Source organism: Deinococcus sp. LM3 (assembly GCF_002017875.1).
In the GTDB taxonomy this organism is placed as follows: Bacteria; Deinococcota; Deinococci; order Deinococcales; family Deinococcaceae; genus Deinococcus.
In genome coordinates, this window is the sequence record NZ_MUFV01000003.1 from 235,120 (window position 1) to 260,564 (window position 25,445).

The 25,445-nt window shown below is 69.0% G+C and carries 18 protein-coding genes; 5 read left to right on the plus strand and 13 right to left on the minus strand.

Annotation, left to right across the window (positions count from 1 at the left end; genetic code table 11):
* Positions 1–4: 4 nt before the first annotated feature.
* The 4 genes from BXU09_RS17020 to BXU09_RS17035 all read right to left on the minus strand — a co-directional run bounded on the left by BXU09_RS17020 (position 5) and on the right by BXU09_RS17035 (position 11,376).
* Complete coding sequence (locus tag BXU09_RS17020) at positions 5–4,786, minus strand: hypothetical protein (protein ID WP_078305531.1); 4,782 nt, start codon at positions 4,784–4,786, stop codon at positions 5–7.
* Positions 4,783–6,333 carry a hypothetical protein gene (locus BXU09_RS17025; RefSeq protein WP_078305532.1) on the minus strand — a complete coding sequence of 517 codons (1,551 nt, stop codon included), beginning with the start codon at positions 6,331–6,333 and terminating at the stop codon, positions 4,783–4,785. The genes BXU09_RS17020 and BXU09_RS17025 overlap by 4 nt, the downstream gene beginning before the upstream one ends.
* A 7-nt stretch (positions 6,334–6,340) precedes the next feature.
* Entirely contained in the window at positions 6,341–9,064 is a 2,724-nt protein-coding gene (locus BXU09_RS17030; protein ID WP_078305533.1) for a DUF11 domain-containing protein, read from the minus strand.
* A 437-nt stretch (positions 9,065–9,501) separates the two neighbouring features.
* A complete protein-coding gene (locus BXU09_RS17035; protein ID WP_078305534.1) occupies positions 9,502–11,376 on the minus strand; it encodes an ABC transporter ATP-binding protein in 1,875 nt (624 codons plus the stop codon).
* A gap of 364 nt (positions 11,377–11,740) precedes the next feature.
* On the opposite strand from BXU09_RS17035, the gene BXU09_RS17040 reads away from it, so the two are divergent.
* Genes BXU09_RS17040 through BXU09_RS17050 form a run of 3 tightly spaced genes read left to right on the plus strand, consistent with a single transcriptional unit; the run spans position 11,741 to position 13,009 of the window.
* Positions 11,741–12,304 (plus strand): TetR family transcriptional regulator, encoded by a 564-nt coding sequence (locus tag BXU09_RS17040; RefSeq protein WP_078305535.1) that lies wholly within the window; start codon positions 11,741–11,743, stop codon positions 12,302–12,304.
* Between the two features lie 11 nt (positions 12,305–12,315).
* On the plus strand, positions 12,316–12,630 hold the full coding sequence (locus BXU09_RS17045) for a multidrug efflux SMR transporter (protein WP_078305536.1): 315 nt from the start codon (positions 12,316–12,318) through the stop codon (positions 12,628–12,630).
* A gap of 34 nt (positions 12,631–12,664) precedes the next feature.
* Positions 12,665–13,009 carry a multidrug efflux SMR transporter gene (locus tag BXU09_RS17050; protein ID WP_078305537.1) on the plus strand — a complete coding sequence of 115 codons (345 nt, stop codon included), beginning with the start codon at positions 12,665–12,667 and terminating at the stop codon, positions 13,007–13,009.
* Between the two features lie 121 nt (positions 13,010–13,130).
* Here BXU09_RS17050 and BXU09_RS17055 read toward each other — a convergent pair whose 3' ends face one another.
* Both BXU09_RS17055 and BXU09_RS17060 read right to left on the minus strand, forming a co-directional pair.
* Positions 13,131–13,325, minus strand: a complete 195-nt coding sequence (locus BXU09_RS17055) for a hypothetical protein (protein WP_078305538.1) — start codon at positions 13,323–13,325, stop codon at positions 13,131–13,133.
* A 205-nt stretch (positions 13,326–13,530) separates the two neighbouring features.
* Positions 13,531–14,481, minus strand: coding sequence for a tyrosine-type recombinase/integrase (locus BXU09_RS17060; RefSeq protein WP_078305539.1), 951 nt, complete (start codon positions 14,479–14,481; stop codon positions 13,531–13,533).
* A 620-nt stretch (positions 14,482–15,101) separates the two neighbouring features.
* Here BXU09_RS17060 and BXU09_RS20425 point away from each other — a divergent pair.
* Positions 15,102–15,536: a hypothetical protein gene (locus BXU09_RS20425; protein WP_144012320.1), complete on the plus strand. Its 435-nt coding sequence runs from the start codon at positions 15,102–15,104 to the stop codon at positions 15,534–15,536.
* Between the two features lie 99 nt (positions 15,537–15,635).
* Here BXU09_RS20425 and BXU09_RS20430 read toward each other — a convergent pair whose 3' ends face one another.
* The 6 genes from BXU09_RS20430 to BXU09_RS17090 all read right to left on the minus strand — a co-directional run bounded on the left by BXU09_RS20430 (position 15,636) and on the right by BXU09_RS17090 (position 21,298).
* Positions 15,636–15,992 (minus strand): hypothetical protein, encoded by a 357-nt coding sequence (locus BXU09_RS20430; protein ID WP_144012321.1) that lies wholly within the window; start codon positions 15,990–15,992, stop codon positions 15,636–15,638.
* A 639-nt stretch (positions 15,993–16,631) separates the two neighbouring features.
* Positions 16,632–17,402, minus strand: a complete 771-nt coding sequence (locus BXU09_RS17070) for a MetQ/NlpA family ABC transporter substrate-binding protein (RefSeq protein WP_078305540.1) — start codon at positions 17,400–17,402, stop codon at positions 16,632–16,634.
* Between the two features lie 55 nt (positions 17,403–17,457).
* Entirely contained in the window at positions 17,458–18,240 is a 783-nt protein-coding gene (locus BXU09_RS17075) for a MetQ/NlpA family ABC transporter substrate-binding protein (protein WP_078305541.1), read from the minus strand.
* Between the two features lie 74 nt (positions 18,241–18,314).
* Positions 18,315–18,971 carry a methionine ABC transporter permease gene (locus tag BXU09_RS17080; RefSeq protein WP_078305577.1) on the minus strand — a complete coding sequence of 219 codons (657 nt, stop codon included), beginning with the start codon at positions 18,969–18,971 and terminating at the stop codon, positions 18,315–18,317.
* Positions 18,968–19,897, minus strand: coding sequence for an ATP-binding cassette domain-containing protein (locus BXU09_RS17085; RefSeq protein ID WP_078305542.1), 930 nt, complete (start codon positions 19,895–19,897; stop codon positions 18,968–18,970). The genes BXU09_RS17080 and BXU09_RS17085 overlap by 4 nt, the downstream gene beginning before the upstream one ends.
* A 363-nt stretch (positions 19,898–20,260) precedes the next feature.
* A complete protein-coding gene (locus BXU09_RS17090) occupies positions 20,261–21,298 on the minus strand; it encodes a GNAT family N-acetyltransferase (RefSeq protein ID WP_078305543.1) in 1,038 nt (345 codons plus the stop codon).
* Between the two features lie 160 nt (positions 21,299–21,458).
* Between BXU09_RS17090 and topA the strand changes: the two genes are divergently transcribed.
* Positions 21,459–23,513, plus strand: coding sequence for a type I DNA topoisomerase (topA, locus tag BXU09_RS17095; RefSeq protein WP_078305544.1), 2,055 nt, complete (start codon positions 21,459–21,461; stop codon positions 23,511–23,513).
* A gap of 672 nt (positions 23,514–24,185) precedes the next feature.
* Here the strand turns inward: topA and BXU09_RS17100 are convergent.
* Complete coding sequence (locus tag BXU09_RS17100; protein WP_144011945.1) at positions 24,186–25,406, minus strand: transposase; 1,221 nt, start codon at positions 25,404–25,406, stop codon at positions 24,186–24,188.
* Between the last annotated feature and the right edge of the window lie 39 nt (positions 25,407–25,445).

Genomic DNA, 25,445 nt, shown 5'->3' on the forward strand with positions numbered 1-25,445 from the left:
GGCATCAGCGGCCTCCAGACAGGTCGGCGCGGAGGAACACGCCGGGGTTGGCGCCGGTGGTCAGGCCGGCGGTCGTGCCGGTCGCGCCTGCGGTGTACCCGGCCACGAGGCGCAGGCCGTCGCTGATCCGGTAGCGCAGGTCCGCGCCGTAGGTGAGGTTCAGGGCGTTCAGGCCCGGTTGCGAGATCAGGTAGCCGTTCAGGCCGGCGCTCAGGCGGTCGGTGAGGGGCACGGTGACGCTCAGGCCCCCCTGGTAGGTGCTCTTGTCCCGTTCGGTGACGGGCACGCGGTACGCGAAGCTGGGTTGCAGCGACAGGCTGCGCGCCGGGGCGGCGTTCTGCGGCGGGGTCGCCTCGGCCGGCGCGGCCACCGGTTCGTCCGGCCCGGCCTCGTTCGGCTCCGGTTCACGGGTGGGCTGGTCACGGGTGGACTGGTCGGCCACGCGGCGCAGCGGGAACTGCGCGTCCAGGGCGACCTCGCCTTCCAGCACCGTGCCGACACTGCTGGAATCCGTGTTGCCCAGGCGGTGGTACTGCAGCAGCGCCACCCGGTCGGTCCGCCACGCGTGACTCAGGGTCATCTGCGCCTGCGTGGTGGGCAGCACCTGCACGCTGCCGTCCACGCTCAGGACGTGCTGGCCGAGCGTGCCGGTCGCGCCGCCGCGCACGGTCAGGCGGGTGTCGGTGCCGCGCGCGGCGTCCACGCCCAGCGACGCCGAGAAGGTCTCGCTCAGGTACCGCACGCCGAGGGCGCCGGTCGCGGAGTTCAGGCCGGTGGACAGTTCCCGCGCGACCGACGCGCTGACGTTCGCCTTGACACGCTCGGTCACGTTGATCGGCACGTCCACCCCGAACCGCGCGCGGCTGCTCTGACCGCTCGCGCCGGGCAGCTGGTACGACACGTTCAGGTTCGCGTTGCCCAGCTGCTGCTGCACGCCCACCTCGCCGATCAGCGACCCCTCCTCACCCCAGGTCTGCTGCAGGCGCCCGAGCAGGCTGGCGGTGGAACTCAGGCGGTAGTTGACGTTCAGGCGCGACTGCGGCCGGGCGCTGCCCAGCAGCGGCTGCGAGTGCTGCACCTCGGCGCTCGTGCGGTCCTGGGCGTAGCGGGCCAGGACCACGCCGTTCAGGCCGGTGCCGTGCTCGGCGGTCGGGAACACGACCTCCGCCCCGGCCCCGACGGTCCAGCGGGCGTCCAGCGGCCGGTCGGCGGTCAGTGAGACGCGCTGGTCGCCGGTCTGCACGCGGTGCTGGAGTTTCACGCCGAACGTCGCCTGCCGGTACGCGACCTCGCCCACGCCCCGCACCGTCGCGGCGTCCGGGGTGGGTTCGGCGGTGTACGCGGCGCTGGCCGTGACCGGCCCCTCGCGGTACTGCGCGTCGATCCCGAACCGGCCGCGCGGCGCTTCCGGGTCCAGCCGGTACGAGGCGAGCACCGTGAGCGGCAGCGTGCGGTACTGCACCTGCGCGCCGTACCGGAATTCGGACCCGGTGCGGGCCACGCCGCCGTCGAGGGTCCAGGGACCCTGCGCGTAGCTCAGGCCGGCGCCCAGCGTGAGTTCCAGGGCGCCGGCGCCCTGCGGCACGTACGCCACGGACAGCCGCTGCGGCTCGAAGTCCGGGCCGTACAGGCCCAGCGGGGACGCCAGGGTCAGGCGGCCGGTCAGCCCGTCGAGCTGGTAGTCGCGGCCCGCCTGGAGGGTCTGCTCGGCCGCGCCGCTGATCAGCGTCACGCGTTCGCTGCCCACGCGCGGCAGGCTGGACAGCAGGTAGCTGCGGCCCCCGTCCGGCTGGATGGTCTCGGTGACGCTTCCGGTGGGCGTGCGGGCCGCCAGGGCGCGCACGCTCCAGGGGCCGCGCCGGAGCTCGCCGCGCAGCGCACTGGCGCGCGGCAGGCTCGACAGCGGCGCCAGGGCCAGCGCGCCGTCGTAGTACCCGAGGCTCAGGTCGCGCCGCTCGTAGCGGAACGCGAAGCCCAGGTCGCTGCTGAGGTTCGTGCGGGACTCGGTGCCGCTGCCGGTCAGCGCGAAGCGTTTCCCGGCGGTGGCGGCCGAGGTCAGGGCGGGCAGGCCGGCCGTGTCGGCGGACGCCTGGAGGGCCCCGCCCAGCAGCGGCAACTCGGCGTACCCGCGCGCCTGCGCCTCGAAGCTCAGGCCGCTGGCCGGCGAGTACCGCACCCCGGCGCTCGCCTGGTACGTGACGACCGTCTCGTCCGGCACGTCCACGAACAGCGCGCGGGTCGCGCGCAGGTTCCCCAGCGCGGCCTGCACGTTCACGGTGCGGGCGCTGCTGAGGGGTTCCAGGCGCACGCGGGCCACGCCGCCGGTCAGGTTGACCTGGTAGCCGGCGGTCTGCGGGTCGGCGTCCGGGTCGAGCGGTTCGAGGTCCGTCGAGAGCGTGACCTGCCCGGCGCCGCTGGGCAGCCCCTGGGCGTCCACGGTGCGGACCAGCAGCGCCACCGGGGTGCTGCCGTCGGCGGTGACGCCCTCCTCAAGGCCCAGGTCCAGCCGCTCGGCCTGTCCGGGCACGCGGACGCGCACGCGGTCACTCTGCTGCCCGAAGGTCGCCTCGATCAGGTTCTCGCCGACGCTCAGGGGCAGGCCGATGTACACCAGCCGCGACACGCCCTGTCCCTGCCCGGCCTCGCCGAGCAGCGCTTCCGGGATGACCTGCCCGTTCACCTTCAGCGTGACGGGCACGTTCGACGGGCCTTCCAGCGTGACGTTCGTGCGGGCGCCCTCGGCGAGGATCACGCCGTCGCGCGGCGAGCGGATCAGGCCGTCGCGTTCCGTGGCGCTCAGGGTGGTGGCGCGGGCGGCGTCGGCGGCGTCCACGCTGCCGGACAGGATCAGGTCGCGTTCGCCCACGCGGGCGCTCAGGCCCAGCGGCTCGGGCGCGCCGATCACGCCGACGTGCGCGGCCGTGTACGCCAGCGTCCCGCCGGTCGTGCCGGCCGGGAGGGTCCAGTACAGGCGGCCGCCCTCCCCGACGCGCGGGTCCGGCAGCACCGTGACGCGGTCCCCGACGCGCAGTTCGCTGCTGCCCGAGCGGTACGCCGCGCCCTCGGGCGGTAGGTGCGCGGCCAGCAGCGAGCCGGTGGTCAGGCCCCGCACGCTGAACGGCAGGGTGATCACGGTCGAGCGGGTGGCCTGCGGGCGGGCCGTGAAGGTCAGCGGTCCGCTCAGCGGCGCGCCGGCGATCTGGCCGTCCACCTCGGGCGTGACGGTCAGGGTCGTGACGCCCTCCTCGGCGGTCGTGTACGGCAGGCGGGCGACGGCGCTGCCGTACGGCGCGAGCGTCACCTGCGGGCGGGTGTCCTCCGGTTCGGCCAGCGTCTCGTCCTGCGGGGCGGGGGGCGCGCCGTCCGCTTCCGGGCGGATCTGCACGCGCGGCGCCTGCACCGCCACGGTGGGCGGCACGGCGACGCTGCCCAGCGTGACCGTCACGGGGCGCCCGGTGGGGTTCTGCACGAACACCGGCAGTTCCGCCCCGAAGCCCGCCTCCTGCGGCGCGGCCGGCAGGACCCGCAGGCCCAGCAGGGTGCGGCGCAGCGCGGCGCTCAGGTTCAGCGGGGCCAGGTCGCCGGCGCCGCTGACCTGCACGGCGCCGCTCTCGGGCGCGCCGAAGGCGACGCGGGCGGTCCACTCGCGCCGCACGGTCCCGCCGGCCGGCACGACCAGCGGGCCGGCCGGGGTGTCCTGCGGGGTCAGCCACGCGGGCCACTGCACCGTCAGGTCGCCGCTCAGCGCGGCCGCGCCCGCGTTGCGGGCGTCCAGCGTGACGGTCACGGTCTCGCCGGGCAGCGGGTCGGCCGGCGTGACGCTCAGCGCGGCGCGCAGGTCCGGCCGGCCTTCCGCGAACGGCACGCGGGTCGCGGTCGCACCCAGCGTGACGGTCACGGCGGCGTCCGCGCCCTGCGGCGTGCCTTCCAGCGTCAGGGTGCGGCTCTCGCCCTCGTCCAGCGTGAGGGTCGTGACCGGCTGGCCGTCCTCGTCCCGCAGGCCAGCGCCGCTGACGCCCAAGCCGCTCAGGGTGACCGGCACGGTCAGCGGCGCGCCCGGATTCTCGACCGTCAGGGTCGCGCGGCCCGCCTCTTCCAGATCGCGGGTGGCGGTCACGATCAGGCGGCCCGGCTGGGTGCCCTGCACCTGCGCCGTGACCGGCTCGTCCAGGCCCGGCAGCGTCAGGCGCAGTTCCAGCGGGCCGGCCGTGCCGATCAGGACCGGCACCTCGGCCGTGACGGTCCCGCCGGCCGGAAGGGTGCGGGTGAGGTTCACGGGGCTGGCGACCAGTCCCTCGTCCAGGCTCAGGTCCGGCGTGAGGGTCAGCGCCTCGCTGTACGCCGAGCGCAGCGTGACGCGGGCGGTGACGGTGCTGCCGACCGGCGCGGAGGCCGGTACGTCCAGCGTGACGGTCACGTCCGGCTGCACGGTCAGCGTGACGTCGGCGCCGCCGGCTCCGACCGTCACCTCGGTCTGGTCCAGGCGGGCGCCGGCGCTGCTCAGGCGCAGGTCGTAGCGGCCTTCGGGCAGGTCCAGCAGCGTCCCGCCGACCGGAATGCGCACCGTGCGCGCCCCGCCCGTGAGGGCCGGGCCGCTGAGGTCCACGCTGACCGGAACGGCCGCGCCGTCCGGGCTGTTCAGGACGGCGCGCAGCGCGACCGGGGCCGCCTGCGCGCCGCTCAGCAGCAGGGCACTCAGGGCCAGCAGGCGCGGCAGTCGGCGCGGAAGGGAAGACGAGGTGGCGGGGCGGACAGGGGCGGAAGAAGGCGTGAGGGGGACCTTCATGGTTCTCTCCAGAGCACGTCCGGGTCGTTCGAGCCGGCCGGTGTGAGGGTGACGTACTGCAGTGTAATGGTGGAGTACAGGACGCCCAGCACGAAGGTGCGCGTCTCGCTGTCCGGGGTGGCGCGGTCCGTGACGGTCACGTCCTGCACCGGGCGGGCGCTGCTGACGGTCAGCGTGACGACGCTGCCGCCACCGGCAGTGGGGGCGACGCTGCGCGTGATCAGCAGCGGTCCCTGACGGACGGTGGTGTTCATGGGGGCGCCGGCGCCGGACGGCAGGCCGCTGCCCGTCACGGCGCTCGGCTGCTGCAGCGCGAAGTCCAGGCGGGTCAGGGCGAACACGTCCGCCACGCGCGGGCCGAAGCCCGGCACCGGCTCGAACGGCGCGGTGTCCCGGTCGAGCGTGACCAGCCAGGGGCCGGGTGTCAGGTTGCGCAGGGCGTAGCGGCCCATCTCGTCGGTCACGGCCTGCACGCCACTGGCGAGCAGCACGCGCGCGCCGGCGAGCGGGGAGTCCTGCGGGTCGCGGCGGCCGTTGCCGTTCACGTCCAGGAAGACCTCGCCGATCAGGGTGGCGCGGCGGTCGAACACGCCGGGCGTGACGCGCACGGTCGCGCTGGCCTCGTTGCTGCGCGTGACCTGCCCGTCCGGGCCGGTGACGATCGCCACGCCGGTCGCGCTGAGGTCCCGTTCGCGGCCCGAGCCGTCCACGGCGTCCACGCCGATGCGGGCGCGGTACGTGACGGTCAGGGTCTGCCCGGCGCTGACCGTGCCGGGCGTGAACGTGACCTGCCGCCCGTCGGCACTGACGGCCGCCGTGACCGGCGCGCCGTTCGCTCCGAGCTGGGCGCTGCTCGGCACGTAGCTCAGGCCGGCGGGCAGCGTCACGGTCAGGGACGCCGACCCCCCCTCGGGCACGCTGACCGGGAGGGTCAGGGTGAAGGTGGGTTCGTCGCCCGGCTGCGCCAGGACCGGGGCGACGCTGTGACTCAGCAGCAGCGCCGCGACGGGCCGCAGGCGCACCTGCGTGACGTTCACGCGGTCGCTGCGCCCGCCGCAGGTCGCGGCGAGGTTCACGTTCAGCGTGGCGGTCAGGGCGCGGGTGACGGTCACGGCGACCGTCACCTCCCGCGACTGTCCGGGGTTCAGGGTCAGGCTGGTCAGTTCGCGGGCGTCGGCGGCGGCGCTGTCCTGCACGCGCACCTGCACGCCCTCGGTGGGCTCGAGCAGGCTGGCGTTCAGGGTGACGGGACCACCCTGGTCGCCCTGCACGCTGACCGTGTACGGAATGAGGATGGTGCCGGGCGCGGCGCTGCTGATCACCCGCGCCGCGCCGGGCTGCCCGTCGGGCGTGACGCTGGGCGTGCAGGGCTCCTGCGCCCGCAGCGTCACGGTGTTCGACGGAATCAGGACCTGCGGGCCGCCGGGGACGGTGGCGCGCAGCGCGGCGGTGTTACGGATCTCCCCGGCACGGACCGTTCCAGCGCCGAGCATGGTCAGCGTGATCAGCAGGGCCGACCGGACAGGAGTGGAGGAGAGGGTGAACACGTCCGCCTCAGTTGACCCGGACCACGAAGGTCACGGTGAAGGTCGCGCCGGGGTTCAGGACGTCCGCAGCGGTGATGGTGCTGTCGCCGTTCGTGTCGAGCGCCGCCAGGAAGCTGCCGCGCGTGCCGTTCAGGCTGGCGGGCGAGGCAGCGCTGCTGAACCAGTTGGTGCCGCCGTTCGTGCTGAACAGCACGCTGGCGCTGCTGGCTCCCAGTTTCACGTAGCTGGTGACGACGTTGCTGCTCGCGTCGACCGGCAGCTGGTCTTCGAGGACGGCGTTGTTCAGGACGCTGCTGCCGTCGTTGCGGACGACCAGGGTGTAGCGCAGGTAGTCGCCGGGGTTCACGCGGCCGTCCGTGACGGGCGTGACGGCGGTGCAGGTGGCGTCGTTGCACAGCTCGACGGTCTTGGTGACGCTGGCCACGACGGACTGCACGCTGGTGGTGTCGTCGACGCTCAGGGCGACGGTGACGCGCGGGTCACGCTGCGCGGTCAGGTTGACGCGGATGGTGGCGGTCTCGCTGGGCGTGGCGTTGCCGGGCAGTCCGGCGGGCGCCGTGACCTGCACGTAGATGTTCTGCGTGCCGGCCCGCGCGACCGTGCCGCTCAGGGTCGAGGTGAAGGGACCCGAGGCGCTGGTCGAGAAGGCGTACGCGAAGCCCTGCGCGGACGTGACGGCCGGAACGGTGAAGTCGGCGTTGTCGTTGCCGGTGTTCGTCAGGGTGTGCGTGTAGACGACGCTGCCGCCGCTGATGGTGCTCTGCGCGCCGTTCGGGGCGAAGGTGCCGCTGGTGACCGAGTTCGTGCGCGCCACGTTGGTCACGCTGGTCACGCGGCCCGCGTCGGTGGTGGAGGTCGCGGTGACGGTGACGCTGGTGTCGCCGGCCACGGCGCCGGCCGGGATGGGCGTGACGGCCAGCAGGAACAGGGTGCCGCCGGGCGCGACCGGGGCGGTCGGGCCGGTCAGTTCGGTGTCGCCGCTGTCCAGGATGCCGTTGTTGTTCGTGTCGATGTAGTAGCGGGTGCCGGCGGGGCCGCTCAGGGTGAACGCTTCCTCGACGGGGCCGCCGTTGCGCAGCTCCAGCGGGAACACGGCGTCCTGACCGGGGTTCGCGCTGACCGTGACGGGCGTGGTGCTGGGCGCGGTGGCGCTGTCGCGGTCGCTGTTGCCCAGGACCGGCAGGCCGGCGGCCGTGACGCGGGCGATCACGCTGGTGGTCGTGTCGGCCGTGCCGCCGCTGGGGGTGGCGCTGACGGTCAGGGCGGTGTTCGTCGTGCCGGCGGCCGAGAACGGCACCGAGCAGGTGACGGCGAATTCCAGCGTGGCGCCGGCCGCCAGCGACACGGACGAGGAGATCACGGAGCCCAGCGTGCCGCTGCTGTCGATGTTGCGGACCGTGCAGGTCCAGCCGGCCGGGGCGCCGCTGACGGCCAGGGTGAAGGTGTTCGTGGCGTTCCCGGTGTTCCTGAGCGTCTCGCGGAAGGTGACGGTGCTGCCCGCCACGACGTCCGTGACGGTGGTCTGCGTGTCGCCGCTGCGCTCGATGGTCACGCCGCCGTAGGTGTACGTGCCGGTGGAGGGCGTGCCCGCCTCGGGGAAGCTGAAGGGGCCGACGGCGGCGCGGCTGACGGTGGCGACCGTCACGCTGGTGGCCGGGCTGACCGGGCGTTCGCCGGTGTCGGCGCCGTCGCCGTCGGCGTTGCCGTCGAAGACGCCGCTCACGGTGTTGCTGATGGTGGTGTTCGCCGGGGCGCCGTCCGGCACGCGGGCGTCGAAGGTCAGGCTCACGCTGTCGCCGGCGGCGAGCAGGTCGCCGCTGCCCTCGACGAGCAGCGCTACGGCGTTCACGTTCGCCAGGGTGGCGGGCGCGGTGGCCGTCCAGGTGCTGCCGCCGTCGGTGGAGTACAGGCGCACGAGGGTGGGGGCGGGCGTGCTGTTGCCGGCGCCGACCGTGAAGGTGGCGGCGCCCATGGCGGCGAAGGTCTGGCCGCTCAGCGGGTCGCTCAGCAGGATGCCGCTGCGGGGTGTGCCGTCCACGGTGACGACGCCGGTCACGCCGCGCGCCGGGTTGCCGCTGGGCACGGTGGCGCTGAAGGTGTACGACAGGGTGCTGCCGGGGTTGACGGGGCCGGTCGGTGAGACGCTCAGGCCGAGGTTCAGCTGGCCGGCGGCGCTGACGGTCAGCTGCGCGTAGTTGTCCGAGTCGACGACGGTTCCGTTGCCGCCCGACGTGGCGACCAGCGCGAAGCGCGAGGCCAGTCCGTCGGCGGTGCCGGCGGGGACGGTCGCCTCGATGATCAGGTCGGCACTCTGGTCGGCGGTCAGGGTGATGGGGCCGGTGACTTCCACGCCGCCGCGCAGGATGCGGATGCCGGCGTCGAAGCCGTCACTGGTGGACTGCGTGACGCTCAGGGTGTAGGTGTCGGTGCCGTTGCCGGGGTTGGTCAGGGTGTAGGGAATCTGGCGGGTGCCGCCGGCGAAGGTGGCGAACGCGCGGGCCGGGGCGATGGGCGCCTCGGGGCTGTCGGGCGTGACGGTCACGGCGAACACCTGACGGACCGTGACGGTCGCGATGTTCGAGTCGACGGTGCGCGGGGCGTTCAGGGCGTCGCGGTAGGTCAGGACGGCCTTGTTGTTGATCACGGTGTTCGGGGCGGTGCCGGCCGCCAGACCGGTTCCGGTCAGGGCCAGGGCGGTGGACAGCAGCAGCGTGCGGGAAACGTGATTCATGAGGTGACCTCCAGGTCGTGAGGGGGCGGGACGGAGCGCCGGGCTCCAGGGTGTCCTCTTTGATGGAGGTTATGGGGGGGGGGACTTCACCCCTCTTACCCTTCCGACCGCTGATCTCATGAAGGTCTTAAACACCAGAAATGTAAAAAAGCCCACTTGAGGTGGGCCTATATGTGAACTATTCGTCGCTCCGGGGGGGTGGGGTGGCCTCCCCGCCCTGTGAGCCCTGCGGCGGCCTTCATGCTGACACGGCGTCAACGCTGTCAGTTCTTACAGAACCGTGTGATAAAGGTCGCCCTGAACCGCTTCATGACCGCGCAGCGTGAAGATCCCCTCAAGCCGACTGCCCCCGGACGGGTGGCTCCACCCCGCCCGGTCTCCTCACCTGACCGCGCCTGACCGTGCTGTGGGGCCGCTCGCCGCCACCGGCCTTCCAGTCAGGAAAGGGCGTCCCCGGTCTGGGCGGCCGCCGCGTAGCCACGCGCCTGCAACTCGTACAGCTCCGCGTACCGCCCGCCGCGCGCGAGCAGCGCCTCGTGACTGCCGCTCTCAGTGATCTGCCCCCCTTCCAGCATCACGATGGTGTCCGCCAGCCGCACCGTCGAGAAGCGGTGCGAGATGATCAACGTGATCCGCCCCGCCGCCTCGGCCCGCAGCGCCTGGATGGTCTCGAATTCCGCCTGCGCGTCGAGCGCCGCCGTCGGCTCGTCGAACACCAGCACCGACGCGTCCCGGAAGTACAGCCGCGCCAGCGCCAGCCGCTGCCACTGCCCACCCGACAGCGGCCGCCCACCCTGGAACAGGCGGCCCAGCGGCGTGTCCAGCCCGGCCGGCAGGGAATCCACGAACTCCGCCCCGGCGCTCCCGAGGGCGCGGCGCACACCGGCGTCGTCACCCAGGCGTTCGCTCTCGGCCAGGGCGACGTTGTCACGGGCGGTCATCTGGTACTGCCCGAAATCCTGGAAGATGATGCTCATCTCGCGCTGCACGCTGCGCGGACTGAAGCGCGCGGCGTCCAGGCCGTTCAGCAGGATCTGCCCGCCGGTCGGCTGGAACAGCAGCGTCATCAGTTTCACGACCGTGGTCTTACCCGCGCCGTTCTCCCCGACGAGCGCCAGCGACTCGCCGCGCCGCACCGTGAAGTTCACGCCGCGCAGCACGTCCCGCTCCGTCAGCGGGTACCGGAACGACACGTCCCGGAACTCGATGGTGTCGATGCGGCCCTCCCAGATGTCCCCCGCGTTCAGGTCCCGGCCCGGCAACTCCAGGAACGCGTACAGGTTGCGCATGTACAGCAGGTTCTGGTAGATGCCGCTCACGCCGCTGAGCAGCCCGCTCACGGTCGCCTGCACCTGCGCGATGCCCAGCACGAACACACTGAAATCCCCCACGCTGATCTGCCCGGCCGCCGCGCGCCGCAGGATCAGGGCGCTCGCCAGTCCGATCAGCAGTGCCGAGAGCAGCGACGCCCCGAAACTCCACGCGGACCGCCGCCGCACCAGCGTCTCCAGCTGCGCGCGGAACCCCAGGTAGTACTCGCGCCAGCGGCGCAGCAGGTACGGCTCGAACCCGAACAGCCGCACCTCCTTGACCAGCGTGTCCGACGTCAGCAGGCTGCCCAGGTAGTTCTGCACGCGCGCGTCGTGCGTCTGGCGGCGCAGCATCCGGTAGCCTTCCACCCCGAAGCGGTTACTGATGATCACGCCCGGCACGCTCGCCAGGATCACCAGCGGCAGCACCCACGCGCCCAGCTGCGCCATGAGCGCCCCCACCGACCCCAGCGTGATGACGGCCCCCACCAGCGACACGAGTTGCGTGGCGACCCCCAGCGGCCGCGACCCGACCTCGCGGTATGCCTGTTGCAGCCGGTCGTACGTGTCGGCGTTCTCGAACGCCTCGACGCTCAGGGTGGTGGCCTTGTCCAGGATGCGGCGGCTGACCGTGTGTTGCAGGCTGTCGCCCAGCAGTTGCTGCGCGGCGCCCTGCACGGTGCTCAGCAGGCTGCCCAGGATCACCAGTCCCACCTGTGCGGCCAGCAGGCCCAGCAGCGTTCCGTACGTCACGTCGCCCTGCGCGGCGCGCGCCACGGCGTCCAGCAGGTACTTTCCGACGAGCAGGTTCGCGGCGGGCAGGGCGCTGCCCAGCAGGCTGGTCCCGGCGAACGTGAGGGCGTGGCGGGGGCTGGCCTGCCAGACCAGTCCAACAGTGGCGCGCAGGTCCCGCCACTGCTCGCGGCGGGTGGGGGGCGGATCGGTTGCCGGACTGGGCGGGCGGGCCGGGGAGGGGCGGCCGCCCTGGAAGGGTGCGTTCATCAGCGCCGAGTCTGCCGCAAGGGCGGGGAAGGGAAGGTGACCTGCGGAGGCCAGCTCTGATTATTTCTCTGTATATGATCGGGGCTTTTCAGGCTCTGTTTTTCAGGCTCTGTCCAGCTCACCCTTCCTTTTCTGACCGTCCGCTTCCGCTCAGGCATGAGCTGGGGGTTCCCATTCCCGCACACTCACCTTCACGCCGCTTCCCCGCCCTGCCGGGGCTCCGGCTCAGGCAGGGCGGATACTGACCCGTGCCCGTCAGCACTCTTGGGTAGTGCAATGGACTGAAGAGGAGAGGGCGCCCTTACACTCCGCCTTTGTGAATGCCTCTCTCATCTACTATACCGTCTGGACGGTACACTGACTTATGACCAAGTCGATTCCACCACCAACCAACCGGGCGGGCGATACCCGCGCCCTGCTCCTCTCCGCCGCCACCGTGATCATCCACCGCGACGGCGTCAACCACCTCACCCTTGACGCCGTCGCACGCGAAGCCGGCGTCAGCAAAGGCGGACTGCTCTACCACTACCCCAGCAAGCACCACCTGATCGTCGGCCTGCTCCAAGCCTACCTCGACGATTTCGAACACCGCATCGCGCAGCACACGGCACGCGGCGCCTCCTACCCCCGCGCCTTCGTGCAGGCCACCCTCGAGGAGCTCCGGGACGAACGGGTCAAAGCATCGACCGCCGCACTCCTGGCCATCGTCACCCACGAACCGGAGTTGTTGACCCGCTTCCGTCACGCGGCCGACGGGTGGCAGACGCAACTGGAGCAGAGTGGACTCGACCCCGCGCGCGCCACCGTAGCCCGGCTCGCCGTGGAAGGCCTGTACTTCGCCGAACTGATGGGCGCCGCCGTTCCACAGGGTGCGCTGCGAATCCAGATCGAGCAGGTACTGCTCGATCTCACGTCGGATGTGACCTGAGAGGAGGCTCTATGGAATGGTTCTTTCTGATCGGCGCCGGACTGGCGGAAGTCGGGTTCACGACCTCAATGAAGTTGTCGCAGGGCTTCAAGAAACTGTGGCCGTCACTGGCATTCTTCGCACTGGCACCACTGAGCTTCTGGCTGCTGACCAGCGCCATGACGGTCATCCCCCTGGGGACCGCCTACGCCGTCTGGACCGGCATCGGCGCCGTGGGCACCGCACTCGTCGGCATCCTGTTCTTCCGCGAGTCGGCCAATCCGCTGCGACTGGGCCTGCTGGCCCTGCTGGTCGCGACCATCGTCGGATTGAAATTCGTGTCTTGACCCGCCGCTCGTCGAAGCGGCTCCGGAGGTCGGTATGGGCTGGATCTATGTATTTCTGGCAGGGCTGTTCGAGATCGGATTCACGATCAGCTTGAAGCTGTCTCAGAACTTCTCCGTGTTGCTGCCGTCACTGACGTTCGTGGTCTGCGCCGCCGCGAGTTTCGGGCTGTTGACTCAGGCGATCAAATCCATTCCGCTGGGCACCGCCTACGCGATCTGGACGGGCATCGGCGCGTTCGGCACCGCACTGGCCGGCATCGCGCTGTTCGGCGAGAGTGCCAGCGCCCTGCGCTTAGGCCTGCTCGCGGTCCTGGTGGGTACGATCGTGGCTCTCAAATTCGCTTCGCCCGAGAAAACCCAGGCGAACCCGGAGGGCTGACGGCCCCGTTCCAGTCGACCTCAGCGGACGGACGCTCCATGACGTTCTGCGCGGATGGATTGTGACTCGGCAGAACGACAGACAGGCGGGATGGACGTTCGATTGGGAGATACCCCGACCATCACGCGCTGGATTTCAGCTGGTCGTAGCGGCTCATGAGCTTGAAGGCCTTGAGCTCCTGACCGTTGCTCAGGTGGTACAGGATCACGCTGCTGTTGCGGGTGGGGGTCTGGCTGGTCCGGGCGACGGTGATCACTTCACCGCCGCTGCGGGCCTGCCAGCGTGTGCCCACGCCGTAGCTTTCGGTCGGGGCCACGGATGTGGTTCTCAAATTCGCCTCGCCCGCGCAGCCCCACGAGGCCTGACCGCCACCCTGGACTCGATCAGGCCCGAACACCTGGCATGTCAGGCGTCCAATCGCGGAGGGAGGCGATTCCACCAGTCTGGATGTCTCTCCCAAGCAGTCATATACATTCCAATAAAGTAACGGTGTCCATAACGGCCACTTCAGGCCCCGACACTCAGAAGAACTCGACCTCACTGGCCACATCGTTGTCCTGCACGGCCACATACCGGCGGGTCGTGTCCACCGACGCATGCCCCAGGAACAACCCCACCCGCGTGAAATCCCGCGTCGCCTGATACAACCGCGTGCCCGAATGTTTCCTGGCCGCGTGAAAGCCCCGCCACGCCTCACCAAGTCCGGCCGCACGGAACGCCTTGCGCATCCGGTACGTGGCCTGCGCGTACTTCCAGTCGAACAGCCGGCCGTCCGCGTCCAGCGGCGGCGCGGCGTTCAGAGCCTCCCGCACGCGGCGGCCCAGTGGCACGCGCCGCACCCGGCCCCCCTTCCCCCGCACGGTCAGGGACGCGCCGTGCACGTCGGCGGTCGTCAGCGCCAGCGCCTCGCTGACGCGCAGGCCCGCGTGCGCGCACAGCAGCATCAGGGCCGCGAGGCGCGCGTCACAGTGCGGGAGAACCTGATCGACCTCATGCAGGTACGGGGGGTTCTTCACGATGCCGGGCGTGGGATCCGGCGCGACGTGCGCGTCCTGGAACGGGTGGGCGTCGGTCGCGCCGGCCCAGCTGAGCGCGCGGTACAGGGCGCGCGCCCCGGCCACGTACTGCGCGGCCGTCGCGGCAGACAGCGGCCCGCTGCGGCCCCGGCCCTGGCTGGGACGGGTCTGCAGGTGCGCCACGTACCGGCCGCCATCACGCCGGCCCGGCCGCAGGACGGACACGCCCGTGCGCTCCGCCCAGCGGACGTAATCCTTGACGGCCAGGGCGTACGCTTCCAGGGTGCGGCGGCTGGTGCGCGCACCCTTGCGACTGGCGACCGTCATGTACGCGTGCGTGATCATGGTGAGCATGTCGTCGTCGTAGGTGCTGGCCGCCTCGACCGCCCGGACCCGCAGGGCGCGGTCGTCGAGGCCGCTGATGGTCACGGCGTTGCGCAGCTGGACGAGGGTCATGCAGGCCGCCGGGCTGGGAAACGACCAGAAGTACGCAGGAGGGTCACGTCCGGCAGTGTAGCGGGCAGAATGCTACTTTTTCAAACCAATTGACATTAGTGTGAAAACCTAGATTTAAAAACCGAGGCTCTACGGCCCTCGAATGCCTGCCAAATGGCCTTCCTGGGCCTCCTGCAGACTTCCCGGAAAAGGCCGTCTGAGACGTGATTTGCGGATGCACAGCACCAACACAGAGGTATCTGTGACCAACTGCGCTGCATGAACCCTATCGAGCATTCCAGTGCCCAGGTCGATACGGACGAACTGCTCCCGGTGCTCGCAGAGGCCGAAGGTCTCCTGAACTTCGTGGGTATTCGTCAGGTCCGCCTGATGGCATGGCTCCAGCACTGCGCCCTTTTGGCCAGAACAGCGCCCTGTGGACACTTGGCCGCTGGGCCTGCCGCATCCGTGTCAAATCCACCCTGATCCTCAGCACGCCAGACGGGCAGCGCCCCAACAAGATCAGCGACGTGAGGCTCCAACCGAGGGGCTTCCACCATGTACGTCTGACCGGACGACAATTTGGACCGGTGGACGTCATTCTGGGTCGTCCATCAGACGACCCAGAGCAATGACAGGGGGTGAGTAACGAGCCCACCAGCGTGGAAACCTTTGGCGAGTACAGCGAGCGCTTCCAGATCGAGGAAGGGTTCCTGAATGAGAAGAGCGGCCTGTTCGAGCTGGAAGCGTCCAAACTGCGGGATGCGAACAGCCTGGAACGGCTGGTCATGGTGATCTCGGTGGCAACGTTGCTACTAGTCTCCGAGGGGCTGGACGTGGTGGAACGTGGGGATCGACGACGCGTCGATCCCCACTGGCAGCGCGGACTGAGCGACCTGAAAATCGGGCATGAAGCGATGAGCTACGCGCTGAGTCGACGTCAGAGGTTCTTCAGAACCCTGAAATTGCGGGGCGGCCCGGACCCCGAGCCACCGAAACCCAGAAAGCGTGGCCAGCCGTCCTCGTTAGAGGCACTCAAAAATGGCTGGCACGTCAGTTTTCACTTTATCTCATAAAATCTGTCAGGCGGTCAGAGAGAGGCATACTGGTGCCAAATCTCTAAATAAGCTCTAATGCTGCGATTGCATAGCCGTCTAATTTGTCGTGGAGCAGTCTTATTTTCCATCGCTATTTACTTTTTCCATATAACTATCCCCAAATTCTATTGCATATGTCATCTGACCATCCCTATATGCAGATTTAAATTGAAAATCACTTGAAATAATGCCATTTTTGTCCATTAGATCCAGCTTGCCACTTTTAGGGTTATATTTATATTTTCCCTCAGAGGTACTATTGGGGCCGGAATATGCGTATTCATTATTTTCTTTTACAATCAAGGTGAGGCCTCCATATCTCCAGGAGCCGATAATTTCCTTAGCCGTGGGTAGTGGACTGCCTGCACAACTTGACAAAATAAATATGGGGATTAAGAATCTAGCTGCCATCATTTTCTTTTCGGCTCCGTCCAATAGTAGACTTTGTACATATTACCGTATCCTTCTGGCCCACTTCTATCCTCATCTCTGAGCAGCTTCAGTACCGGACATCTTTGACTTGTCTGTGATTAGCGGGTATCATTTGTAAAGTCGGCACTAAATTTGCCGTCCAAGACGCTAGAAATGACCACCCATTAAAGGCAACTTGCCTTTTTAGCTAAAAACATAAGCGCGCTGGACGCGGTTTTTAGAAACAATAGTCTAGATTACAATCGGTATATTGGGGTACTATTCTTTGGATTTGCCTGAGATATTTTAGCGCTGGGACGTCAAATAGCACTTCTGGCGACTTGTCTAACTCCCCCCGCTAATCACACACTGTCCAGCATACAGGCCCATGTCCGAAAGATCCTCCCCTTCGGGCACCTCAGCAGATATCCTTGTTGATACGGGTAATGAGGTGCGAACTCCGCTCTACTCATGCCCTGTGGCGCAACTATTCGAGCTGCGAGACACTAATCTATGTCCAGCAGTCTGAAAATCCGACAGCCGCGCCGACTGTCCATATCAAACAGCGACCCCCAGACTGGACAGCCATCCGGTCCGGGGAGTCGCGTGGCGGCGGATGGTGCCGGTACGTTCACCGGCCACCTTCGCCCACCTGCACAGTCCTCAGAAGGCGGGAACGACGGCGCCCTTGTAGGTGTTCAGGATGAAGGTGCGGGTGGCGGGGCTCCGCAGGGCCGCCACGAGTTTGAGGTAGTCGGGGTTCTTCAGCGTGGCGGGCTGAACGACCAGGCGGTTGGCGTAGGGACTGCTGGAGCCTTCCAGGGTCAGGGCGTCCCTGAGCGGGTTCAGCCCGGCGTCCAGGGCGTAGTTGGTGTTGATGATGGCGGCGTCCACGTCGGCCAGGACGCGGGGCAGTTGGGCCGCGTCGAGTTCGCGGAACTTGAGGCGTTTGACGTTGCTGGTGATGTCCAGGGTCGTGGCCGCCGTGCCGGCACCGGCCTTGAGGCGGATCAGGCCGGCGCGTTCCAGGAGTTTCAGGGCGCGGCCGCTGTTGCTGGGGTCGTTCGGAATGGCGATGGTCGCGCCGGTCTTCAGGTCACGCAGGGCCTTCACGCGCCGGGAGTACAGGCCCATGGGTTCGACGTGAACGGCCGCGCCGGCCACGAGGCCCAGCGGGCGGTCCTTCTGGAACGCGGTGAGGTAGGGGGTGTGCTGGAAGAAGTTCACGTCGATGCTGCCGTCGGCCAGGGCGACGTTGGGCTGCACGTAGTCGTTGAATTCGCGGATGACCAGCGTGACGCCCTGCTTGGCCAGGATGGGTTTGACGAAGTTCAGGATGTCTGCGTGCGGGACGGGGCTCGCGCCGACTCGCAGGGTGCCGGCGGTGGCGGTCGTGGCGGCGAGCAGGGCGGACAGGATCAGCAGGGTACGCATGGTGGAACTCCTCGTGGGGGTAAAAGGGGGAGGTTTGGGGTGAGGGTCAGGCGGGTCAGAAGGCGGGGATGATGCTGCCGCCGTACTTCTTCAGCAGCCACGCTTTCGCCTCGGGGCTGGTGAGTGCCGCCGCGAGTTTCGCGAGGTCCGGGTTGTTCACCCTGTCGCGGGTGGTGGCCAGCACGTTCACGTACGGGCTGCTGCTTCCCTCGAGGAAGATGGCGTCCCGGTCGGGGTTCAGGCCGATTTCCAGGGCGTAGTTGGTGTTGACGATGGCGGCGTCCACGTCCGCGAGGCTGCGGGGCAGTTGCGCGGCGTCCAGTTCGCGCAACTTGAGGCGTTTGACGTTGCTGGTGATGTCGGTCACGGCGGCGCGGGCGCCCACGCCGGCCTTGAGACGGATCAGTCCGGCACGTTCCAGGAGCAGCAGGGCGCGGGCGCCGTTGCTGGGGTCGTTGGGAATGGCGACGGTGGCGCCCTGGCGCAGGTCGGTGACCTTCGTGACCCGGCGGGAGTACAGGCCCAGGGGGGGCAGGTAGATCCGGCGGACCGGCACGATGTTCAGCGGGCGGTTCTGCTGAAAGGCGTTCAGGTACGGGACGTGCTGGAACAGGTTGGCGTCCAGCGCGCCCTCTCCCAGGGCGACGTTGGGTTGCACGTAGTCGCTGAATTCCCGGATGATCAGCGTGACACCCTGCTTTGCCAGCATGGGTTTGACGAAGGTGAGGAGTTCCCCGGCGGGAACGGGGGTGGCGCCCACGCGGAGGGTGCCGGCGGCGGCGGTGGAGGTGAGCAGCAGGGTACCGAGCAGGCCGGTCAGGGGGGCAGAGAATCGCATGGAGGGACTCCTTGGGGATCTTTTGGTTGGGCTTGTGGTTGGGGGTCGTGTGGGACTGGAGCGGGGTCGGGCGGTCAGCGGTGGTCGCTGCGCGCGGCGGCGCGGTCCCCGGCCCACTGCGTGAGCTGCACGAGGACGAGCAGGGCGGCGACGGTGGCGATCATCACGCCGGTCTCGAAACGCTGGTAGCCGTAGCGGATGGCGAGGTCGCCCAGGCCGCCGCCGCCGATGGCTCCGGCCATGGCGCTGTAGCCGATCAGGCTGACGAGCATGACCGTGAACGCGTGGATCAGCGCGGGGCGCGCCTCGGGCAGCAGGACCTTGAAGACCGTCTGGGCGGTGGTGGCGCCCATGGCGCGCGCGGCGTCCACCACACCGTGCGGGACGTCTTTCAGCGCGCCGTCCACCAGCCGGGCCACGAAGGGAATCGCCGCGACGGTCAGGGGCACGATGGCGGCGGTGGAGCCGATGCTGGTGCCGGTGATCAGGCGCGTGAAGGGAATCAGCAGGACGAGCAGGATGATGAACGGCAGGCTGCGACCCACGTTCACGGCGGCGTCCAGCACGCGGAACAGCGGGCGTTGCGGGTGCAGGCCGCCGGGCCGGGTGAGGGTGAGCAGCACGCCCAGCGCCGTGCCCAGCAGTTGCGCGCACAGCGCCGCCGGGACGACCATCCACAGGGTTTCGAGGGTGCCCTGCCACAGCAGCGGCCACAGCACGTCCCAGGTCATGCGGGCACCGCCCATTCGGGGGACGCGGCGGGCGCGGCGATCCAGACGTCCAGGCCCTGCGGGTGCGGCTCGGCCTGCACGATGCGGGCGCCGGTGCGGGCCAGGGCGGCCAGCGTGTCCGGGTTCAGGTCGGGCAGCGTCACGCGGCGCAGCGTCTCGTCCGGCGCGAGCGGCACGCGGGGACGGTGCGCGTCCAGCAGCGCGCGGGTGGCGGCGTGCCGGGGGGCGCGCAGCACGGTGGCCGTCTCACCGGTCTCGACCAGTTGCCCGCCGTCCAGGACCGCGACGTGGGTCGTGATGGCCCGCACGACTTCCAGCTGGTGCGTGACGATCACCAGGGTGAGGTCCCGCTCGCGTTGCAGGTCCAGCAACAGGCTCAGGATGCCGGCGCTGGTTTCCGGGTCCAGGGCGCTGGTGGCCTCGTCGGCCAGCAGCAGGTCCGGGGCGGTGACCAGGGCGCGCGCGATCCCGACGCGCTGCTTCTGGCCGCCGCTGAGTTGCGCGGGGTAGCGTCCGGCGTACTCGCCCAGCCCGACGAGGTCGAGGTGTTCGCGGGCCAGGGCGTCCCGGCGGGCGCGGGGCACGCCGCGCAGTTCCAGTGGCAGGGTCACGTTGCGCAGCACCGTGCGCTGCGCGAGCAGGTTGAACTGCTGGAAGACCAGTCCGGTGCGGGCCTGGTGGGCGGCGCGGGTGGCGGGGCCGAGCACCTCGCCCCGCACGAGCAGCCTCCCGGCGTCCGGGGTGTCCAGGCCGCTGAGCAGGCGCACCAGGGTGCTCTTGCCGGCGCCGCTGCGGCCGATGACGCCCATGCGGCTGCCGCGCGGGACGCGCAGGGTCAGGTCGTTCAGGGCGGGACGGGGCTGGCCCGCATAGGTCTTGCAGACGTTCTGGAAGTCCAGGACGTCCGGGGTGGATGGGTCAGGCACGGGTGATCTCCGGTGAGGCAGGCGGAAGGAACGGCAGACGTCCCCTTCCTGGGCTGTTCGCTTGGGAAGGGGACGGCAATCGTGCGCTGACCTGCGGTGAGGTACACCCTTCCTTTACCCGTTCTGCGGCCCGGAATCATCGTTGGGGCGCGCAGGGCTGGAAAGCACCCGCCGTAATGAGGGCTGGTTGCTGTGGCGGTCTGCGGTCCAGTGACCTCGCGCCCACTCTGGATAAAGGTGGCTTCCGTGAAGCCGGAGGCGACTCTAGACCAGTGGACCAGTTCTGTCAACTACTGGAAGTCCCGGTCAGGCCCGACAGGCCGGATCGGCCAGCGCCTCTCCCCCACCTCGCCGGGGTCGGCGTTACGGCCGGGCGGTGGACCTCTCTGGACTGTCCAGGACAAGCGTCACATTCGCCCGCCAGACCGTGGACGCCATGAACGGCCGGACGCCCAGCGCCGCGTTGATCTTCAGCATCGGGCCGTTGCTGTCCGCGTTCTGCGTTCGGATCTCGGTGGCGTGCGGATTCAGACGCTGCATCTCGCAGATGTTCGCTGCCTTCAACCATCCGCCCAGCCCGTGCCCCCGGTGTTCCGGCCGCACCCCGGTATTCCCCTGCGCCACAATGCCCCGCTGCGCTGGCCGCCACGACAGGTCCGTCAGGCCCGCCAGCGTTCCGTCCGGCGCGCGAATGACCGCCGTCAGGGTCTGGCGGCCCCCAGCGCGCGCCAGGCGCTCCATGGAGCGCACCTCCTCGGGGGTGGTGCGCTGGTCCTCCACATCCAGCCCGTCACGGGGCGCGCTGTTCATCACGTTCAGCAGCTGCGCGTACGCGTCCAGATCCGCGTCCGGCACACCGTCCGCCCAGACCTCCAGCGTGTACCCGTCGTCCGGTCGGGTCGTCCACGCTTCCAGCAACCCGTCGGGGATGTCCGCGAGCAGCAGGCGGTTGACATGATTGCTCAGACCCGGCTGGAACCCATACCGGCGCGCGAACACCTCGCCGGCCGGAACGCGGTCCGTCGTCTGCGCGATCAGCAACGTCCGCCCGCGCGCCTGCATGCTCTGAGCCGCGAGCCGCAGCAGGTCACCGCCCAGGCCGCGCCGCCGCGCACCAGGAGCGACCAGCAGTTCCAGTTCCGCCAGATGCTGGTTTTCCCCGCTGTTGAACAACTGTGTGCGGGCGTGCGCGACGATCTGCCCGGCCTCCTCCACCGTCCAGAAATCCAGTTCCAGGTGAGGCGGCAGGTGCTGCATCTGCCCCCACACGTTCGCCGGGTCCACGGGCGGATCGTCCGGGTGGGATTCGGCCCGCAAGCGGTTCAGGTGAGCCACCAGTGCCTGCGCGAACTCCTCAGTGAGGGCCGTGTGGTCCCGGTGCTGCGCAGCAGTAACAGTCATTCCCGGCAGCGTACCCGAACAGGCCACCCAGGAGGCAAGCGGAATGGGAGCGGGCGGTATGGGTACGGCACCCCTGTCCCGCGCGAGACGGCCGGCTCCGCTCCTCACACTCGCCTGTAGCGGCACGGTACGGCGGCACCGGGACCGCTACCCTGTACGCATGGCCACCCTCGTGATCGTCGAAAGTCCGGCCAAGGCCCGCAAGATCGCCGGGTACCTCGGGCGCGACTACGTGGTGCGCGCCTCGCTCGGGCATGTGCGCGACCTGCCCGGGTCGAAAGCGGAGATTCCAGAACGGTACCGCGCGGAGCCCTGGGCCAACCTGGGTGTGAATCCCGAGACCTTCGCGCCCATCTACGTCGTGCCGGCCAGCAAGAAAGCCACCGTGAGGGAACTCCAGCAACTCGCTGCAAAGGCCGACCGGGTGCTGTTCGCGTCCGACATGGACCGCGAGGGCGAGGCGATCTCGTACCACCTCAGCCACCTGCTGAAGATCGAGCAGCCCACCCGCATGGTCTTCACCGAGATCACCCAGGAGGCCCTTCAGAACGCGCTGAAGGCCACCCGGCCACTGGACCTGCACCTCGTGGCGGCGCAGGAGGCCCGCCGGGTCATCGACCGGCTGGTGGGGTACGGCGTCAGCCCGCTGCTGTGGGGCAGCGTGGGCGGAAACCTCAGCGCGGGCCGCGTGCAGAGCGCGGCGCTGATGCTGCTGTCTCAGCGGGAGATGGCCCGCATGCGCTTCAAACCCGCGACGTTCTGGTCGATCCGCGCGGACGTCCTGACCCGCCCGAAATTCACGGCGACCGTCACGCACGTCCGCAGCAACGAGCACCCGCAGGGCCTGCCGATCGCGCGGGCAGGCGACTACACCCAGGACGGCGTGCTGAAGGGCGGCGTGAGCGTGCTGGAGATGACGGACGAGCAGGCCCGCGCCCTGAGTGCCTACCTGGACGGGAAGGAGGCGACTGTGGCGCAGGTGGAGCTGACCGAGACCCGCTCGCGGCCCGCGCCGCCGTTCATCACGAGCACCCTGCAGCAGGCAGGCGGGCGGCTGAACCTCAGCGCGAAACAGGTCATGGACACCGCCCAGCGGCTGTACGAGGGCGGGTACATCACGTACATGCGCACCGACTCCCCGGCCCTGTCGGACGAGGCCCTGACCGAGGCGCGCCGGGAAGCCACCCGGCTGTTCGGCCCGGCGGGCGTGCCCGCACAGCCCCGCCAGTACGCGACCCGCAACAGGAACGCCCAGGAGGCCCACGAGGCGATCCGCCCGGCCGGGACGACCTGGCGCGCCCCGGACACCGTGGGACTGGGCGGGAACGAACTGGCGCTGTACACCCTGATCTACCAGCGCACCGTGGCGTCCCAGATGAACGATGCCGTGTTCGATAAGACCGTGGTGACCCTGACCTGCGGCGCAGCCACCCTGAACGCCCAGGGACGGGTGCTGAAGGAGGCGGGCTACCTGCAACTCCTGCAGGACGAGGACGAAGAGAAGGACGATCAGCGCCTCCCGGCCCTCCAGCCGGGACAGCGCCTACCCCTCAAGGCCAGACCTCCGGAGGGGAAGAAGACCTCCGCCCCCACCCGGTACTCCGAGGCCACGCTGGTGCAGGCAATGGAGAAGGCCGGGATCGGGCGGCCGAGCACGTACGCCCAGACGCTCGCCACCCTCCAGACGCGTGAGTACGTCCGCGTGACCGGGCGCCACCTGTCCGTGACGGCCGTGGGGCTGCTGGTGGCGACGTACCTGGCGCGGCAGGTGCCGGAGGTCATGCAGAAGGACTTCACGGCAACCATGGAAGCGGGCCTGGACGACGTGGCCGCCGGGGGAACGACGCGCCTGGCGTACCTGACGCGCTTCTGGACCGAGGGACTGGCCCCGACGATCCGGCGGGCCTCGCGGGACGCGCCGAGCCTGCCGCTCCCGCACCTGGAAAGTACGAGACTGCGCGCCACAGGCAGCGGACCGCACCTGATCCGCGCCGGGCAGAGCGTCCCACTGCCCCCGGAAGTCATTCCGGCGGAGCTGGACGACGCGCAGGCAGACACGATCGTACAGGGCACCTGGAAACCGGCAAAGAAGACCCGGCAGAAACGCGAGCGGAATGCCGTCAGCGCGGCAACCCCGAAGCAGGCCACGAGCGCAACTCCACGAAAGCGCAACCCCAGGCCAGGAAAGACCCGGCGGGAACCGGCCGACAGCTGACGTGAGCAGCCCGCCCTCGGCTACGCCCAACCAGGGTCGCGGCCGGAAGCAGAAGCGCCCACCACCGCCGGTGCCGCGGCCCGGACGCCATCACGGCCTTCGCGACGGGCGGGTGCAACTGGCCCTTCAGACAAGAGTTTCCAGGCGGCACGAGATGCCCTCCAGGACGCTACCGAGCATAGCCCCATGTGGATTTTTATCGGTCAGAACAGCATTCTTCGTGTCTCGATCCCCTGTACCCCGTACCACACGACATCCGACGCCTCTCGCCTTTTCGTACTTCGACCGGCAGATGCTCGTATCCGGGCTGTTCAGGCTGAGAAAGGCTCATCACGGCCGAAAATCTCCTCCAGGACGCAACAGGGAAAATGCCGTGCTGACCGACGTTTCTCCTCCTCTGTGCCATCGCAACGTTGTGTGGCGCGCGATTCCAGCGGGCGTGGAAACTCTTGTTTGAAGCGCTCCAAGAGTGGAACTGGATCTTCACCGAACTGCACCAGGGCAGCGGAGGTGAACTGATACGGACTCCGATTGAATGGGCTGCAAAGCCCGTTCAATCCGAGCGAAGCGAGTGGGAGCAAAACGGGTTCCGGACGTGGAGCCGACAATCCGGTGAAGTTCCGGATTGTCGGCGAAACAAACGGAATCCGTATGATAATGGTGCGGACAGGTTCAAGCAGCTTTGACGCCGAGATCCAGCGGCCTGGACGGATGTTCCTCCAATTCAACGAATCGCCGTGAAAGACCCAGATTGGCCAGAATTCGCGAGGCGAACAGCCGGTTAAACGCGCGCCGCTTCACGTCCTCGTACGAAAACGGCACCACATCAGCCGGTCTGCCCGTACGGGCAGACCGCTCCAGTAGGTACTCCGCACGACCCAACGAAAGCGCAAAACACGCGGCGTTCCAGTGATTCTCCAGCCCCGTCGTCGACCGGAGCTGGCAGGTCGTCAGCCCCGCGAACTGCTTGGCATCACGGAAGACGAACTCCAGCTGGAACCGGGCGCTGTACAGCGCCCGGATCTCCTGTGCCGGCATGGTCGTGTCCGTGCTGCACAGCACCACATGGGCCTTCACCTGACCCTTCCGATCAAGACGCTCGATCACCACCACCCGCAGAAAGCGGCCGAAGTGAGGGGCCCACACCACCCGCGTCCACACCCGCTCCTGAGCGTCACCCGGAACGCTCTGCCACCCGCTCCAATCTTTGAAATCGACCTTGCCACCCCACTTCCGCCGGGCACCCCGGCGTGTGGGATGCGCGCCAGTGAACGGGTAGAGCAGGTTGGCATTCGACTGGAGCTTGGTGACGAAAGCGATCTTCTCGGCATGGACGGCGTCCATGAACATCTTCTTGGCGTACTGGCCGTCAGCCACGACCGCGCGCAGATGGCCGGACAGCCAAGCGCGTCGCTGGGTGAAGACGTCTTTCAGTTGCTCCAGATACTGTTCGAGGCGATCTGCCCGGTCCTGTTTGGGCCGGGTCTGACGGATGTCCAGCGGGAAGGCATGCTGGCCGGTGAGGCTGATCAGGGCCAGGCAGGACAACTCCAGTCCGGTGTCGGAACGGCTCTGCGAGCCGTTCCAGAACGCCCCGAGCCCTTCGGTCTTCTTGCCTGACTTGGGGATGAAACTGGCGTCGATGGCCAGGATGAACCGTGAACCGAGGACCCCCCAGCGAATCAGGAGTCGCACCAGTCCCCAGTGGAGTTCATCCCAGGGCAGCGTCTTGTGCATCCATCGGCGGAAGGTGCGCTCGTCCCACTCGCTGTAGCGGCTGAAGTTCCTGGCGTTGACCCGGCCTGGAATGGCTTGCCAGAGGGGAATGAGGTGAGCGAAGAAGCGGGTCTGGTGGGCTGGGAGTCCGAGGAAGAGCAGCAGCAGGGGTAACATGGGTCAGGTCTCCTTTCGGTGGTGTCGTTTCAACTTCAC

Bases quoted from the DNA above. Each gene is read 5' to 3' on its own strand.
- BXU09_RS17020 (WP_078305531.1), bottom strand. From the start codon at position 4,786: ATGAAGGTCCCCCTCACGCCTTCTTCCGCCCCTGTCCGCCCCGCCACC.
- BXU09_RS17030 (WP_078305533.1), bottom strand. From the start codon at position 9,064: ATGAATCACGTTTCCCGCACGCTGCTGCTGTCCACCGCCCTGGCCCTG.
- BXU09_RS17035 (WP_078305534.1), bottom strand. From the start codon at position 11,376: ATGAACGCACCCTTCCAGGGCGGCCGCCCCTCCCCGGCCCGCCCGCCC.
- BXU09_RS17040 (WP_078305535.1), top strand. From the start codon at position 11,741: ATGACCAAGTCGATTCCACCACCAACCAACCGGGCGGGCGATACCCGC.
- BXU09_RS17045 (WP_078305536.1), top strand. From the start codon at position 12,316: ATGGAATGGTTCTTTCTGATCGGCGCCGGACTGGCGGAAGTCGGGTTC.
- BXU09_RS17050 (WP_078305537.1), top strand. From the start codon at position 12,665: ATGGGCTGGATCTATGTATTTCTGGCAGGGCTGTTCGAGATCGGATTC.
- BXU09_RS17060 (WP_078305539.1), bottom strand. From the start codon at position 14,481: ATGACCCTCGTCCAGCTGCGCAACGCCGTGACCATCAGCGGCCTCGAC.
- BXU09_RS17070 (WP_078305540.1), bottom strand. From the start codon at position 17,402: ATGCGTACCCTGCTGATCCTGTCCGCCCTGCTCGCCGCCACGACCGCC.
- BXU09_RS17075 (WP_078305541.1), bottom strand. From the start codon at position 18,240: ATGCGATTCTCTGCCCCCCTGACCGGCCTGCTCGGTACCCTGCTGCTC.
- BXU09_RS17080 (WP_078305577.1), bottom strand. From the start codon at position 18,971: ATGACCTGGGACGTGCTGTGGCCGCTGCTGTGGCAGGGCACCCTCGAA.
- BXU09_RS17090 (WP_078305543.1), bottom strand. From the start codon at position 21,298: ATGACTGTTACTGCTGCGCAGCACCGGGACCACACGGCCCTCACTGAG.
- topA (WP_078305544.1), top strand. From the start codon at position 21,459: ATGGCCACCCTCGTGATCGTCGAAAGTCCGGCCAAGGCCCGCAAGATC.
- BXU09_RS17100 (WP_144011945.1), bottom strand. From the start codon at position 25,406: ATGTTACCCCTGCTGCTGCTCTTCCTCGGACTCCCAGCCCACCAGACC.